A 14,238-nucleotide genomic window follows, 5' to 3' on the forward strand; every position below is an offset into this window, starting at 1 on the left:
CGGGTCGTGAAGGCAAAGGGTATGACGCGCGAAGCGCCGGCGCGTCAGCGGCCGAACGGCCTGCGAACCGGCGGCGCCCGGGCTTCGGCTGCCTCGGACACACCGCCGTGGAGACGATGGCTGCGGCCTGGGGCAGCCGTGACGGTGGCGGGGTGAAGACGGACTGGCGCCAGGAAGGCCGGAAGGAGAAACGGATCGGCACCGCCGGGAACGGGCTTTGCGTCCACGCGCTCGGCCGTGAAGCGGATATCGGCCGGCTGGGCCGCCCGCAGGGCCTGGCGGGAGAGCGCGGTATCGGCCGCGCGGCCGTCCCGGTTCTCGCGGTCGGAGACGTCGCCCGGCCGGAGGAATGCGCCGGTTCCCGACGCGACGATCTGGGCGGACGCGACGAGCGGCATCGCCAGCACGGCGGCAAACAGCCACAGCAGCGCCAGAAGCCGCGTCGAGGCTCCCCACGCTGCCCGGCGCCATTGCTGGCGGCGGCTCGCTCTGCCGATCCCGTCGGTCACAGGCCTGTCCTTCCCTGCGGACCGCGTCGGAGCGCTCCGTCTCTTCTGGTCGCGCCGAAACGCTTCGTCGATGCCGGCTTTACAACCATTCCCGGCAGGCAAAGTCAAATCACGCTCTCTCCATGGATACGGCAAGCTCAGCCGGCGCTGCGCAGGAGCGGGCAGACCAGCCCGGTCGGGCCGCCTTCGCATGGCACGCAGAGGGCGTCGCCCTCGAAGGTCCGCACCGTGCAGCCGGCCGCCTCCAGCGCTCCTTGCGTTTTCGGATAGCCCGACAGCATCACCAGTTCGCCCGGCTTCAGCGCGAGGACCTGCAGACTGACGCCGTTGCTTGCATGGAATTCGTCGGCGGGCGCCTCGATGAGGCTGATGCCCCATTCCTGCAGGATCTGGTAGAGCGCGACGGGAAGAAGCGGCGCGAAGACCAGCGCCAGATCGCGCCGCAGGGGGCTGACGATCGAGGACAGGTGGAAGCAGGCATCGTCGCCGTTCCAGAGCGGCAGGTCGTAGCTGAGGGCATCGACACCTTGCGCGGCGAGGATCGTCGCCAGCTGGGCGATGCCCTCGTCATTGGTGCGCAAGCCGCGGCCGATGAGCAGCGTTTCCGCATCCAGCCAGACGAGGTCGCCGCCCTCGACCGTGCCGATGCCGTCGATACGGCCGAGAATCGGAATGCCCGCCTTCTTGCAGGCCGCTTCGTGGAGCGCGACCTCCTTGCGCCGCTCGACCTTGCCCGGCCGCAGCAGAACCGCCCCGTGTGGCGTCATCAACAGCGGATCCTGCGTGAACATCGCATCGGCAAGACCATCGCCTCTGTCCTCGATCCAGAGGATCTCGGCGCCGGATTGCTCCACGAGGCGCGCAACGCCGTCATATTGACCGATGGCTTTTTCAGCGTCGAAAGTCGCGCCGTAATGCCACAAGGCGGCATCGGCAGCCATCAGGCTTTTCGCCGGACGGCGCATGAGGACGCGCCTGAGGGGGGCCGACATATCCCGAACGCCGAATTCCGCCATGATCTCTCCTGTCCGAACGAAGCACCCAGCGGCCTGTCCTGCATCGGAAGCGCATCATAGGCAGGCCTGCGACGGCGACAAGGGCCACGAAAAAGGCCGCAGGACGGGACGATCCTGCGGCTTCAAATCGGGACAGTCAATCAGGCGACACCGCACGCACGGTGCCGACGGGCCGACCTTAGCCACCGGCCCGTCAGCATCGGCTTAAGCGTTTCCGGACAATTTGACCGATCGCCACATTTCCATCCGCTCGCCCTTCCGCGGTCAGGCTGCAGCCTGGCTCAAGATTGGGACGATATCTCCTTTCCCATGCCGGCGGGCATACGGCATCCTGCATGTCCGCAACCCATGCGGATCCCCGATCCGCCCGCCGGCAATCCCCCTGCCATTTCCTCATCGATGCCCGTCCTGCATCATGACCGGATCATTTTCCCCTTGCCTCGATTCGCGTGTCGGGCGACATGCGTGACGGCCGCGACGGGCGTTCGGGACAATGGCGAGAAGGATGGCAGCGATGAAGACGGCGGCGGAATGCCAATCGATGGCCGATATCCGGACGGAGATCGACCGGCTCGACGAGACCCTCATGCGGCTTCTGGCAGAACGCTGGAGCTATATCGGCCGGGCGGGCGAGATCAAGACGAAGGCCGGCCTCCCCGCCGACATTCCGAGCCGCGTCGATGAGGTCCGCGCCAATGTCCGCCGCCACGCCGCCGATCTCGGCCTCGATCCCGCTTTCTACGATGCGATCTGGGCGCAGCTGATTCGCCATAGCATCGTACGGGAGGAAGAGATTCTCGCGCCGCGGGACACCACACCGGGCACCTGAACGCGCCATGGACAGAGCCGGCGAACGATGGTTTGCCGGATGGTCTGTCTGCGATGTCGGCCGTCGACGATCAGAGCGCGGCGATATAGCTCGCGAGCCTGTCGGCCGCTGTGCGGATGTGAAGCGGGTCCCGCAGGAAGCAGGCGCGCATGAAGCCGGCACCGCCGGCGCCGAACGCCGTGCCGGGCGCAAGGCCGACCAGCGTGCGATCGACGATATCGAGCGCTGCCGCACGCACGTCGGTGATGCCGTCGATCTTCAGGAAGGCGTAGATGGCACCGTCCGGGCGGAGCGTCTCCACGCGGTTCGTCGCGATCAGCGCATCGCAGAGAATGTCGCGCGACATCGTCGCCTTGACGACGTTCTGCCGGGTGAATTCGTCGCCGTGATCGAGGGCTGCGCAGGCGCCGGCCTGGATGAACGGCGCAACGCCGGAGGTGGAATACTGGATGAGGTTTTCGAGCGCCTGGCCGATCTCCGCCGGGGCGACGATCCACCCTGCCCGCCAGCCGGTCATCGACCAGTTCTTGGAAAAGGAATTGACGAAAATGATCCGGTCCTCATCCTCCATCACGTCGAGGAAGGAGGGCGCGCGGGCATCGGCATAGAAGTAGAGCGCGTAGATTTCGTCGGCGATGATCCACAGACCATGGCGGCGGGCGAGGTCCAGAAGGGCGACGAGATCGGCCCGCGTTGCCGTCCAGCCGGTCGGGTTCGAGGGCGTGTTGACGAAGATCGCCCGGGTGCGCGGCGTGATCGCCGCCTCGATGCGACCGAGATCCAGCTGCCACTTGCCGTTCGTGAACGACAGGGGCACGCCGACGGCGCGGGCGCCGGAAAGCTCGGCGGAGGCCGCGAAATTCGGCCAGGCCGGCGTGAGATAGAGAAGCTCATCGCCCGGAGACGCCACGGCCTCGACCGACAGCTTGATCGACTGCATGCCGGAGCCGGTGACGAAGACATTGTCCATTCCGAGCGTCTTGTTGAAATGACGGTCGTAGTAGCGCACGATCGCCTGGCGAAGCTCGGGGATGCCGCGCTGCCAGGTGTAGAAGGTCTCCCCCGCCGTCAGCGATGCCCGCGCCGCCTGCGAGATGAAGTCCGGCGTCGGCAGGTCGCCCTCGCCCACCCAGAGCGGAATGAGACCGTCGCGACCGCGCGCATAGTTCACGACCTCGACGATGACGCTCTGCGGTGCGGCGAGCGCCCGGGTGCTGAGGCCGGACGCGGCGTCCATCGAAGCAGGATCGGAGGATGGGGAGATGGAGGATGACGACATGGCTGGCTGCGGTCCGGTTGACGACGACCCGGACGTCCTAGACCCTTTCGATCGGACGATCACGCGATAAACGCTGGCCGTCCGATCGATTTTCGTGATGTGTCGCCTCAGACGCGCGGTGCGCGCAGCAGATCGCGGATTTCCGTCAGGAGCTGGACGTCTGCCGGCGGCGGAGCCTGCTCTTCCTTGCCCTCGCGCTTGTCGCGCTCGACGGAGGCGCGCAGCTTGTTCACAGCCTTGATCATCATGAAGATGATCCACGCGAGGATGAGGAAGTTGATGAACACGGTGATGAAATTGCCGTAGGCGAAGATGGCGCCCTGCTCGCGCGCCTGCGCCAGCGTCGTCGCCGTCACATTGCCGCTGAGCACAAGGAAGTAGTTGGAGAAATCGAAGCCGCCGCCCGTGAGCGCGCCGACGATCGGCATCACCAGATCGTTGACGACGCTGTCGACGATCTTGCTGAAGGCCGCACCGATGATCACGCCGACGGCCAGATCCATCACGTTGCCGCGGGCAATAAATTGCTTGAATTCGTTCAACATCCCAACTCTCCTTTGACGCGCACCGGACTTGCCGGACCCCGATATGCAACCTATCGCCTTACGCGGGAAAGAAAAGTGGGGCCTGCACGCTTTCGTGATCCGTCTCCTCGTTGGTAACCGGACTTCGACTTAAGACGAAAGCCGGGGCAATTCTCTTGAGCGTGCCTTTGGCCTATGCTCGACGCGAGGGACGCGGCAGAGGGAGGAACCCATGCTATCCGGCACGGTCGTCTTCGCGGCCGCATTCACCTATCTGCTGCTGCTGTTTGCCGTCGCCACCTACGGCGACCGGAAGGCGCGCAAGGCCGCGTCCGGCGGCCTGGCCGCGCGCGGGCGGCCGCTCGTCTATGCCTTCAGCCTGGCGATCTACTGCACGAGCTGGACCTATTTCGGCGGCATCGGCCTTGCGGCCGAGCGGGGGCTGGAATTCACCGGCATCTATATCGGGCCGATCCTCATGTTCACCGTGGGCCTGCCGATCATCCGCCGCATCACCACGCTCGCCAAGTCGCAGAAGCTGACATCGGTCGCCGACTTCATGGCGGCGCGCTATGGCAAGAACCCGACGGTCGCCGGCATCGTCGCGCTGATCTCGCTGGTCGGCGCCATTCCCTACATCGCCCTGCAGCTCAAAGCCGTGTCGAGTTCGATGGCTGTGCTGGTCGATACGCGGCCCTACGGGCTCGACAGCGGAACGGCATTCATCGACCTGCCGCTTCTCGTCACGCTGTTTCTCGCCTGCTTTGCCATCGTCTTCGGCACGCGCCACACGGATGCGACGGAGCATCAGGACGGGCTGATCCTCGCCATCGCCATGGAATCGGTCGTCAAGCTCGTGGCACTGGTCACCGTCGGGCTCTACGTCGTCTTCTTCCTGTTCGACGGTCCCGCCGACATGCTGGTCCGCGCCGGGGAAAACAGCGCCGTGATGGAGGCCCTGACCTACCGGACGCCGATGGCACGGTGGATCGTGCTTACCCTCCTCTCGGCCATCGCCATCATCATGCTGCCGCGGCAGTTCCACGTGACGGTGGTGGAAAACCGCACACCGGGCGAGCTGCGGATGGCGGGCATCCTGTTTCCGCTCTACCTGATCGGCATCAATCTCTTCGTGCTGCCGGTCGCCATTGCCGGCATGCTGACGTTCCAGGGGAACGGCGTTGCCGATCTCTACCTGCTGACGCTGCCGCTGTCGCACGATCTGCCGGTTCTGACGCTCGTCGCCTTCATCGGCGGCTTCTCGGCCGCCACCGCCATGGTCATCGTCGCCTCCGTCGCGCTGTCGATCATGTTGTCCAACGACATCGTCATGCCGGTCTTCCTGCGGCGGAACCTGACCGGGCGCGGGCGCTCGAAGGATGTCGGCGCCACCCTGCTCAACGTCCGCCGGATGGCGATCTTCGCGGTGCTGCTGCTCGGCTACGGCTACTACCGGGCGGCCGACATGAGCGCCGGTCTCGCCTCGCTCGGCCTCCTGTCCTTCGCGGCGATCGCCCAGATGGCGCCGGCCATGTTCGGCGGGCTCGTCTGGCGGCAGGCGAATGCGCGCGGCGCCATTGCCGGCATGACGATCGGTTTCTTCGTCTGGGCCTATCTGCTGTTCCTGCCGAGCCTCGGCGGTCCCGACAATTCGCAGGTCGCCGCGACCATTCTCGGTTTCCTGTTTCCCTTTGCCGAGATGTTCACCGCGCAGACCGCCGATCCGCTGGTGAACGCCACGGCGCTCAGCCTGCTCTTCAACAGCATGGCCTATGTGCTCTTCTCGCTGTCGCGCACCCCGAAACCGCTGGAGCGGCTGCAGGCCGGGCTGTTCATCCGGCGGGCGTCGCGCACGGAACGCGCCTTTCGCGGGCGCAAGACCAAGATCACGGTGCTCGACCTGAAAAGCACCATCGCGCGCTATCTCGGCGAGGAACGGATGCAGCGGTCCTTCGAGACCTATGCGAGGAAGAGCGGGCGGCGGCTCGACGACGGGCAGCCGGCCGACATGGCGCTCATCCATTTCTCCGAGCAGATTCTCGGCAGCGCCATCGGCTCGTCCTCGGCCCGTCTCGTGCTGTCGCTCGTCCTGCAACGGCTCGACGACACCTCGCCGGATACCGCCATCCTGCTCGATCAGGCCAGCGAAGCCCTGCAGTACAATCAGGACATGCTGCAGACGGCACTCTCGCAGATGGACCAGGGCATCGCCGTCTTCGACAGCTCCAACCACCTGATCATCTGGAACCGGCGCTTCCGGCAGTTGCTCGACCTGCCGGAAGCGTCGGGACAGGTAGGCTTTCCACTGTCGGAGATCGTCGCGATCCTGACGCAGCGCGGCGACCGGGTGCGCGACGGCGAACCCGCTTTGCTGACGAGCTTTCTCGTCCTCGACAAGCCGTTCCAGCTGGTCCTTTCGGGTGGCGAGCGGATCATCGAGGTGCGCAGCAATGCGATGCCGGACAAGGGTCTGGTGACGACCTATACCGACATCACCCAACGGGTGGCGGCCGACATGGCGCTCTTGCAGGCGAACGAAACGCTGGAGGCGCGCGTGGCCGAGCGCACGGCGGAGCTGACGCGGGTGAACCGCGAGGTGGCGGAGGCGCGCGCCGCGGCCGAAGAGGCCAACAACGGCAAGACGCGCTTCTTCGCCGCGGCCGGCCACGATATCCTGCAACCGCTGAACGCCGCGCGGCTCTATTCCTCCTCGCTGGTCGAGCGGCTCGGCGCCTCCGAGAACCGGCTTCTCGTCCAGAACATCGACTCCTCGCTCGAGTCCGTCGAAGCCATTCTCGGTGCCGTGCTCGATATTTCCCGGCTCGATACGGGGGCGATGAAGGCACGGCTGCAGACCGTGCCGCTCGATGATTTCCTGCGGCGGATCGAGACGGATTTTGCACCCGTCGCCAAGGCGAGCGGCCTGACGCTCACCGTCATGCCGACCTCGCTGAGTGTTCGCACCGACCCGAACCTGCTGCGCCGGCTGGTGCAGAACCTCGTGTCGAACGCCGTGAAATACACGCCGAGCGGCCGGGTGCTGGTGGGTGTGCGGCGCCGCGGCGCGGAGGCGGTGATCGAGGTCATCGATTCCGGCATCGGCATTCCCGCCTCAAAATTCCGCACGGTGTTCAAGGAGTTCGCGCGACTGGAGGAAGGTGCGCGGACGGCCTCCGGGCTGGGCCTGGGGCTCTCGATCGTCGATCGCATCTCGCGCGTCCTGCATCACGGCGTCGATCTGCAGTCGGTGCCCGGCAAGGGCACGCGGTTCCGGGTGACGCTGCCGATCGAGACGGGCACGGTGCGGACAGTGGGGGCCGTCGCGGATCTCGCGGCCTCCGGCCCTGCCGCGCCGATGAACGGGCTTGCCGTGCTCTGCATCGACAACGAGCCACGAATTCTGGACGGCATGCGCAGCCTTCTGGAGAGCTGGGGATGCCGCGTGATGACCGCGGCTTCGGCGCAGGCGTGGCTTGCGGACGATACCAGCGACGTGCCGGAAACGATCATTGCCGATTACCATCTCGATCATACCACCGGAATCGACGCCATCCGCGACATCCGCACGGCGTTCGGCCGCGCGATGCCGGCGCTGCTGATCACGGCGGACCGTTCTGTGGAGGTCCGGACGGCGGCCGAGCGCGACGGGATCGCGCTGCAGAACAAGCCGGTGCGGCCGGCCGCGCTGCGGGCCTGGCTGACGCGCTCGGCCTCCTTGCCCAAAGCCGCGGCCGAGTGATCACGCCATGACGGCGTGGTTACGCAGCGACGGCCGTGACCTTGCCGAGCTGTATGACGGCCTGCGTGCGGCTGTCGACGTTGAGCTTGAGGAGGATGGCCGAGACATGCGCCTTGATGGTCGCCTCGGACACGCCGAGTTCATAGGCAATCTGCTTGTTGAGAAGGCCTTCCGCCAGCATGGCCAGAACGCGGGACTGCTGCGGCGTCAGCGTGTTCAGCCGCTGAATGAGATCGGCCACATCGGGCTCGTGGCTCATGCCGCGCCGGAAACCGTCCGGCGTGTAGAGATGTCCGGCAATCACCGTGTCGATCGCGCGGCGGATGTCCTCGATACCGGCCGATTTCGACAGGAAGCCGCAGGCGCCGAGATCGATCGCGCGGGTGATGGTCGCGGGCTCGTCATGCGCGGAAACGATGAGGATGGGCAGCGAGGGGAATTCGGTGCGCAGGACGATCAGGCCGGAAAAGCCGCTGATACCCGGCATGGTAAGATCGAGCATCAGGAGATCGGCGTCCGGATGGCGGGCGGCGGCCTCGCGCACGGCAGCGAAGTCCCCGGCCTCGACGATATCGGGCGCACCCGGCATGGCGGCAAGCGCCTGACGCATCGCCCCGCGAAAGAGCGGGTGATCGTCTGCAACGATGATGGTCATTCCCATTGCCATGATGCTCCTCCTCGAGCGACCGGGCGTCGGGTCCTCCAACCCGGCGGCCGGCTTCATGTCCTGACGCTCCAGAGGATGCCCCTGATCACGTCTTGCGGAGATCGCCGTCAGGCTCAGGCGCCGGCGGGGTCTCTTCTCCCTGCCACTCGCGCCCGAAATCCCTGGCGATCCCCATGAAGCTGCGTATCATTCTATCCATAATGCCCATGGTCTGGTCAATGTCTTCCTGCGTCGGCAGGCGCGGCGAGACGCCCGACGTCGCGTCCTTCCCCGCTTTTTCCAGCGCCTCCACCCGCTTTTCGAGAAGATCGAGTTCCAGATCGTAGGCCGTCCGCTCATCGGCGGCCATGCGGCAGACGAGATCGCCGGCCTTTTCCTGGCAGAGCGTCACCTCGCCGGTCTGTGTGTCCAGCCGCGCGATGCCGGTATCGGTCTTCTGCATGCTGTAGCGCCCCGGTGCCGGCTCCTGCGCGAGGGCGGGACCGACACCCGCCAGCAGCGCGACGAGGGCGAGAGACACTCTGCGGGGTGGAAGGCGACGGTTGGGCATGGCGGCAAATCTCCCTTGGGTCGTTGTCGTTCGGGCGCGTCACATGACATGCGTCTTACACAGATGGTGGACTTTTACGGCGCTTTGCGGCAAGTCCACGGCATCAGGGCCTGCCCCGTTCCATCGCGCGTCGCGGACCGAGAAGCCCGCCTGACGCCGTGGGACGAACCAGAAAGACGAGGAGCGAGCACCATGTCCGGCATCATCTACAAAATCGTGCCATCGACGCTGTGGCGAAACGCGCAGGCCGGCGGAACGTTCGATGGCGCGCCGGTCGATCTTGCCGACGGCTTCATTCACTTTTCGACCGGAGAACAGGTGCGGGAAACCGCGCAGCGGCATTTTGCCGGGCAGGACGATCTGCTGCTGGTCGCCATCGACGGCGAGGCGCTGGGCGAAGCGCTCGTCTACGAGGCGTCGCGGGGCGGGGCGCTGTTTCCCCATCTCTATGGCCCGCTTCCCCTGACGGCCGTGATGTCGGAGCAACCCTTGCCGCTGTCGCCGGACGGGACCCATGTTTTTCCGGAGCTTCGCGCATGAGGGTCAATCTGGAAGCGCTGGCGCGACGCGCGCTGTTCCTCGCCGATCCGGAAACGGCCCATGGGCTTTCCATCAAGGCCCTGCGGTCCGGCCTCGTGCCGTCGCATGCCGCGCCGGCCGATCCGCGGCTGCGCCAGTCGGTGGCCGGCATCAGCTTTCCCAACCCGGTCGGCATGGCCGCCGGCTACGACAAGAACGCCGAGGTGCCGGAAGCGCTGCTGCGCCTCGGCTTCGGCTTCACCGAAATCGGCACCGTGACGCCGCGCCCGCAGGCGGGCAACGACCGGCCGCGCATCTTCCGGCTTGTGCGAGACGAGGGGGTCATCAACCGGCTGGGCTTCAACAATGAGGGCCATGCCGCGGCGCTCGAACGCCTGAAGGCCTGCCGGGCCGACCCGCTGATCGGCGTCAACATCGGCGCCAACAAAGACAGCACCGACCGGGTGAACGATTATGTGCTCGGCATTCGCTGCTTTGCGCCCGTTGCCCGCTACTTCACCGCCAACATCTCCTCCCCCAACACGCCCGGCCTGCGCGACCTGCAGGCGCGCGGAAGCCTGTCGGCGCTGCTGACGGCGGTGCTGGAGGCGCGGGATATCGAGGCGCGCAAGCTGAAACGCAAGCTGCCGGTGTTCCTGAAGATCGCGCCGGATCTTACCGACGAAGGTCTGGACGATATCGCCGCCGAAGCGCTCGCCCATCCGCTCGACGGGCTGATCGTGTCTAACACGACGCTTTCGCGCGCCGGGCTGAGCGACACGTCGCAAGCGGCCGAGGCCGGCGGCCTCTCCGGCAAGCCGCTGTTCGACCCTTCGACCGTCGTGCTCGCGAAGATGCGCCAGCGCGTCGGCCCCGATCTGCCGATCATCGGCGTCGGCGGCATCCATTCGGCCGAGACGGCGGCGGAGAAGATCCGGGCGGGCGCCGATCTCGTCCAGCTTTATTCCGGCATGATCTACGAAGGTCCGGCATTGCCCGGCCGGATCGTGCGCGGCCTGTCGCGCCTCTGCGACCGCGAGGGGCTTTCGGCGATTCGCGATATCCGGGATTCCCGAACCGACTACTGGGCCGCGAAGGTCTGAGCCGCCCGCCGGGGCACGCGCGACCAAAGCAACAGGCCCCGGCAGAGCAGGAACAGGTTCAGCGCCGCCCAGAGCCCGTGATTGCCGAAGACCGGCACGAGGGCGCAGAGCGCTGCGACATAGATCGCGAACGCCGCCAGCATCATGTTGCGCATGTCGCGCGACCACGTCGCGCCGATGAAGACGCCATCCATGAGGAAGGCGAGCGCGCCCGTCATCGCCGTCAGTGCCGCCCAGGGCGTGTAGCCGTAAGCGACGGCGCGGACATCCGGTGCCGTGGTCAGGAGATCGACGAGAGCGTTTCCGAACAGGAAGAAGCCGAGGGTGGTCAGCGTCGCGAGCCCGAAGGACCAGAGGGCCGTCATCTTCAGCGTGCGTTCGAAGGCCGGGCGATAGGCCGCGCCGATGGCACGTCCGATCAGCTGTTCGGCTGCGTTGGCAAGGCCATCGAGATAGTAGCCGGCCACGAGGAAGATCGTCATCAGCACGGCATTTGCCGCCAGTGTGACCGGACCGAAGGCAGTGCCGACCCGCGTCATCACCAGAAAGACCGCGAGCAGCACGAAGGAGCGGATCATGATGTCGCGGTTGAGCGCGAAGAGCCGCGTCAGACCCGCGCGCTCGGCGATCTCGCGCCAGGCGGGCCGCGCCGTGGGGTCGAAGCGGGAAACGACGATCGCGAAGCCGACGAGGGCACCCACCAGTTCGCCGGTCAGCGTGGCGATGGCGACACCGGCCACGCCCCAGCCGAGGTAAAGCCCGAGCGTGATCGACAGGACAATATTGACGCCGTTGATCAGCGTCTGCAGCAGGAGGCCGAGCGTCGCCTGGCCCCGCCCGAGCACATAGCCGAGGATGGCGTAATTGGCGAGCGATGCGGGGGCGGCGAGGATGCGCCAGAGGAAATAGGTGCGCGTGACCGCGGCCACCGCTTCGCCGGGATCCAGCAGCGTCAGCCCTGCCCAGAGGAGGAGCGGCGACACAGCAATGGTCGCGACGCCGGCGGTCAGCGCGATGATCATCGAGCGCCAGAAGACCGTCTGCTCCTCGCGCCGGTCGCCGCGGCCATAGGCCTGCGCCACGAGCCCGGTCGTCGCCGAGCGCAGGAAATTGAAGGTGACGAAGATGAGGTCGAAGACGACGGCCCCGACGGCGAGGCCCGCAAGCAGCGTGGCGTCGCCGAGCCGGCCGATGACGGCGGTATCGACGAGGCCGAGAAGCGGCGTCGTGAGGAAGCCGAGCGTCATGGGCACGGCGATGGAGAGAATGAGCCGGTTGGTGACATGAAAGGCGCCCGCCCCTTGCCGGTCGAGGCCACTTCCGTCACGATCGATGCTGCCTGCCTGCATGTGTGCGTCTCCCGACGTCATGCAGCGGCGTTTCCCCCTGCCCCTCAGGTGCCGGAGGACAGCACCATCGCCCAATAGGGCCGGTTGCCGGAAGCGGGGTTGCGCATGACGGCAACGCCCAGACCTGAATAGCCGGGTCCGAGCATGTTTTCGAGATGTTTCGGCGAGTTCAGCCAGGCGAGATAGGCCTTTTGCGCGTCCGCCTGCCCGACCGCGATGTTTTCGGCTGCGGGAAGCGCCACCGACTGGCTCTTCATGCGACCGCCGAAACTGTCGGTGATGCCGATCAGATGCGCCATCTTGCCGGCTTTCGCCATGCGGCCGGCCTGCGAAAGAGCGGCGCTCGCGGCTGCCGGATCGCGCGAAAGCGGGCCGAGGCCACGCTCCTTGCGCAGGCCGTTGATCAGGCCGAGCGTCGCTTCGGTCTGGTCGCTGCCGTCGCCGGGCGGCGCCAGCACGGCGGTGGTGTTGCAGCCGGCCAGACCGGCCAGCGGGAGGGCGGCCGCCGCCTTGAGAAAGGTGCGGCGGTTCTGCGCGGAGGAAGCGAGCATGTTACCGACGGAAACTGAGAAGCCTGAGCACGATGAAGACCGGGATGACCACCGCGGCACCGATCAGCAGATATTCGCCGACATCGCCCAGCGCAGCGAAGCCGGTGTACCAGAGATCGACGAAGAAATCGCGGATGCCGCGGAAGATGCCGTAGGGCGTCCAGCCGAACACGGTCATGAGGAAACCGACGACCAGCGACAGGACCAAGAGCTTCACGATGACCCGGCCGGGCGTATCGCCAAGAAACCTGTTCACACCATCCGCCATGTCCATCCGTCTCCCTGGGCTGTCCCGCGCGCAGCTGCCGGGCTCCAACGTCGCTGCCGCAGCATGTAGCGATCACGGCCTCCTGTCGCAAGGATTGTGGGCGGAATCGCGGCGTGCGGAACCTCGCGCGCGAATTCCCTTTTCAGGCTTCCGGCGACAGCCTATGTGCTCGTCATCCGGCATCCGGCATCCGGCATCCGGCACAGGAGCTTCGCCATGAACCCGCATCAACTGTCCTCCGGCGACCTCATTGCCGACCGGCGTGCCGAATATGCGCAGATGCTGGCGGCAAGCGGCGATCATGCGGAAGCGGCGGACCTGATGCGCCAGGCGCTGGAGCGGGTGCCCGACTGGGCGGCCGGCTGGTTTCGCTTGGCCGAACACGAGGAGAAGGCCGGAGAACGCGACGCAGCCGTTTCATCGCTTGGCCGCGTGCTCGACCTCAACCCGGACGACATTTTCGGCGCCCGCCTGAAACGCGCCGTCCTCGGCGGCGGCGATGTGCCGGCCCAGGCGCCCAGCGTCTATGTCGCGCGGCTCTTCGACGACTATGCCGACCGGTTCGACACGGCTCTGGTGGAGCGGCTGGGATATACGGTGCCCGCACGGCTGGCGGGGATGGTGGAGCGATTCACGGGCGGAGCGATGCTTGAGCGCGCCATCGACCTTGGCTGCGGCACCGGCCTCTTCGGTGCGCAGATCCGGCATCGGGTCGGCATGCTGGAGGGCTACGACCTCTCCGCCAACATGCTGGCCAAGGCGGACGAGAAGCATCTCTACGACCATCTCGGGGAAGCCGATCTCTCCCGGCCTCTCGACACGTCCGGCCTGATCGCCCCGGATCGTCCCCGCGGGCGCGCGGATCTCGCGGCAGCCGCCGACGTGCTGATGTATCTCGGCGATCTCGTCTCGGTCTTTGCCCTCGTCCCGCATCTGTTGACGGCGAAAGGGCTCTTTGCCTTCTCCGTCGAGGACGCGCAGGACGGTACGGCAAACGGCGCTGCCGAGGGCTTTCTCCTGCGTCCCTCGCTGCGCTATGCGCATACGGAGGCCTATGTCCGCAGCCTCTGTGAGACGGCCGGGCTCGACGTGCTGGATGTGACGCGCGCGACCATTCGCAAAGATGGCGCGCAGGACATCGCCGGCATTCTGTTTCTTTCGCGCCAGAGCCTCTGAACGACGCTTTATTGCGAAGTTGAAATAGGTCAGCATACCTTACGTATTTGCCTTGCAAAGCATTGCGAAAGCCCGATGATATCGGTGCTTCCAAGGCGTCGGCCGCATGCGCCGACCTGGAAACACGCGCATTTTCTGACCCTCTCGGGCCCTACGCCT

Annotated in this window: 14 protein-coding genes; 5 read left to right on the plus strand and 9 right to left on the minus strand. The window is 66.4% G+C overall.

Translation table 11 applies throughout. The annotated features are described in order from the left end of the window. Positions 1 to 44 precede the first annotated feature (44 nt). Entirely contained in the window at positions 45 to 509 is a 465-nt protein-coding gene (locus LRX75_RS05740) for a hypothetical protein (RefSeq protein ID WP_231812655.1), read from the minus strand. A gap of 137 nt (positions 510 to 646) precedes the next feature. Beyond that, positions 647 to 1,525, minus strand: a complete 879-nt coding sequence (locus tag LRX75_RS05745; protein ID WP_231812657.1) for a dimethylarginine dimethylaminohydrolase family protein — start codon at positions 1,523 to 1,525, stop codon at positions 647 to 649. Positions 1,526 to 2,030: 505 nt separating this feature from the next. Between LRX75_RS05745 and LRX75_RS05750 the strand changes: the two genes are divergently transcribed. Next, positions 2,031 to 2,354, plus strand: coding sequence for a chorismate mutase (locus LRX75_RS05750; RefSeq protein ID WP_231812659.1), 324 nt, complete (start codon positions 2,031 to 2,033; stop codon positions 2,352 to 2,354). Between the two features lie 70 nt (positions 2,355 to 2,424). Here the strand turns inward: LRX75_RS05750 and LRX75_RS05755 are convergent, their stop codons facing one another. Further along, positions 2,425 to 3,591, minus strand: a complete 1,167-nt coding sequence (locus LRX75_RS05755; RefSeq protein WP_231812985.1) for a pyridoxal phosphate-dependent aminotransferase — start codon at positions 3,589 to 3,591, stop codon at positions 2,425 to 2,427. 149 nt (positions 3,592 to 3,740) lie between these two features. Beyond that, a complete protein-coding gene (gene mscL / locus LRX75_RS05760) occupies positions 3,741 to 4,178 on the minus strand; it encodes a large conductance mechanosensitive channel protein MscL (protein WP_231812661.1) in 438 nt (145 codons plus the stop codon). A gap of 211 nt (positions 4,179 to 4,389) precedes the next feature. Between mscL and LRX75_RS05765 the strand changes: the two genes are divergently transcribed. Further along, entirely contained in the window at positions 4,390 to 7,896 is a 3,507-nt protein-coding gene (locus LRX75_RS05765) for a hybrid sensor histidine kinase/response regulator (protein WP_231812663.1), read from the plus strand. Positions 7,897 to 7,915: 19 nt separating this feature from the next. On the opposite strand, the gene LRX75_RS05770 is transcribed toward LRX75_RS05765, so the two are convergent. Further along, positions 7,916 to 8,563 carry a response regulator transcription factor gene (locus LRX75_RS05770; RefSeq protein WP_231812665.1) on the minus strand — a complete coding sequence of 216 codons (648 nt, stop codon included), beginning with the start codon at positions 8,561 to 8,563 and terminating at the stop codon, positions 7,916 to 7,918. Positions 8,564 to 8,648: 85 nt separating this feature from the next. Beyond that, positions 8,649 to 9,113, minus strand: coding sequence for a hypothetical protein (locus LRX75_RS05775; RefSeq protein ID WP_231812667.1), 465 nt, complete (start codon positions 9,111 to 9,113; stop codon positions 8,649 to 8,651). 192 nt (positions 9,114 to 9,305) lie between these two features. Here LRX75_RS05775 and LRX75_RS05780 point away from each other — a divergent pair, with 192 nt between their 5' ends. After that, on the plus strand, positions 9,306 to 9,653 hold the full coding sequence (locus tag LRX75_RS05780; RefSeq protein WP_231812668.1) for a DUF952 domain-containing protein: 348 nt from the start codon (positions 9,306 to 9,308) through the stop codon (positions 9,651 to 9,653). Then, a complete protein-coding gene (locus LRX75_RS05785) occupies positions 9,650 to 10,735 on the plus strand; it encodes a quinone-dependent dihydroorotate dehydrogenase (protein ID WP_231812670.1) in 1,086 nt (361 codons plus the stop codon). Before LRX75_RS05780 ends, LRX75_RS05785 begins: the two co-directional genes overlap by 4 nt. Here LRX75_RS05785 and LRX75_RS05790 read toward each other — a convergent pair. From LRX75_RS05790 to LRX75_RS05800, 3 genes are read right to left on the minus strand one after another with little or no spacing between them, the layout of a single operon-like run. After that, positions 10,714 to 12,084 (minus strand): MATE family efflux transporter, encoded by a 1,371-nt coding sequence (locus tag LRX75_RS05790; RefSeq protein WP_231812672.1) that lies wholly within the window; start codon positions 12,082 to 12,084, stop codon positions 10,714 to 10,716. The two genes, LRX75_RS05785 and LRX75_RS05790, sit on opposite strands and share 22 nt — an antisense overlap. A 44-nt stretch (positions 12,085 to 12,128) precedes the next feature. Further along, positions 12,129 to 12,635: a CAP domain-containing protein gene (locus LRX75_RS05795; protein WP_231812674.1), complete on the minus strand. Its 507-nt coding sequence runs from the start codon at positions 12,633 to 12,635 to the stop codon at positions 12,129 to 12,131. A 1-nt stretch (position 12,636) separates the two neighbouring features. Continuing rightward, on the minus strand, positions 12,637 to 12,903 hold the full coding sequence (locus LRX75_RS05800; RefSeq protein WP_231812676.1) for a DUF6460 domain-containing protein: 267 nt from the start codon (positions 12,901 to 12,903) through the stop codon (positions 12,637 to 12,639). Between the two features lie 216 nt (positions 12,904 to 13,119). Between LRX75_RS05800 and LRX75_RS05805 the strand changes: the two genes are divergently transcribed. Further along, positions 13,120 to 14,079 carry a class I SAM-dependent methyltransferase gene (locus LRX75_RS05805; protein ID WP_231812678.1) on the plus strand — a complete coding sequence of 320 codons (960 nt, stop codon included), beginning with the start codon at positions 13,120 to 13,122 and terminating at the stop codon, positions 14,077 to 14,079. Positions 14,080 to 14,238 lie beyond the last annotated feature (159 nt).

Source organism: Rhizobium quercicola (assembly GCF_021168455.1).
GTDB lineage: Bacteria > Pseudomonadota > Alphaproteobacteria > Rhizobiales > Rhizobiaceae > Ferranicluibacter > Ferranicluibacter quercicola.

What these genes read in the sequence shown, in the direction of transcription:
- LRX75_RS05775 (WP_231812667.1), bottom strand. Translation starts at nt 9,113, where the DNA reads ATGCCCAACCGTCGCCTTCCACCCCGCAGAGTGTCTCTCGCCCTCGTC.
- LRX75_RS05780 (WP_231812668.1), top strand. Translation starts at nt 9,306, where the DNA reads ATGTCCGGCATCATCTACAAAATCGTGCCATCGACGCTGTGGCGAAAC.
- LRX75_RS05765 (WP_231812663.1), top strand. Translation starts at nt 4,390, where the DNA reads ATGCTATCCGGCACGGTCGTCTTCGCGGCCGCATTCACCTATCTGCTG.
- LRX75_RS05770 (WP_231812665.1), bottom strand. Translation starts at nt 8,563, where the DNA reads ATGGCAATGGGAATGACCATCATCGTTGCAGACGATCACCCGCTCTTT.
- LRX75_RS05785 (WP_231812670.1), top strand. Translation starts at nt 9,650, where the DNA reads ATGAGGGTCAATCTGGAAGCGCTGGCGCGACGCGCGCTGTTCCTCGCC.
- LRX75_RS05805 (WP_231812678.1), top strand. Translation starts at nt 13,120, where the DNA reads ATGAACCCGCATCAACTGTCCTCCGGCGACCTCATTGCCGACCGGCGT.
- mscL (WP_231812661.1), bottom strand. Translation starts at nt 4,178, where the DNA reads ATGTTGAACGAATTCAAGCAATTTATTGCCCGCGGCAACGTGATGGAT.
- LRX75_RS05790 (WP_231812672.1), bottom strand. Translation starts at nt 12,084, where the DNA reads ATGCAGGCAGGCAGCATCGATCGTGACGGAAGTGGCCTCGACCGGCAA.
- LRX75_RS05750 (WP_231812659.1), top strand. Translation starts at nt 2,031, where the DNA reads ATGGCAGCGATGAAGACGGCGGCGGAATGCCAATCGATGGCCGATATC.
- LRX75_RS05795 (WP_231812674.1), bottom strand. Translation starts at nt 12,635, where the DNA reads ATGCTCGCTTCCTCCGCGCAGAACCGCCGCACCTTTCTCAAGGCGGCG.
- LRX75_RS05745 (WP_231812657.1), bottom strand. Translation starts at nt 1,525, where the DNA reads ATGGCGGAATTCGGCGTTCGGGATATGTCGGCCCCCCTCAGGCGCGTC.
- LRX75_RS05800 (WP_231812676.1), bottom strand. Translation starts at nt 12,903, where the DNA reads ATGGCGGATGGTGTGAACAGGTTTCTTGGCGATACGCCCGGCCGGGTC.
- LRX75_RS05755 (WP_231812985.1), bottom strand. Translation starts at nt 3,591, where the DNA reads ATGGACGCCGCGTCCGGCCTCAGCACCCGGGCGCTCGCCGCACCGCAG.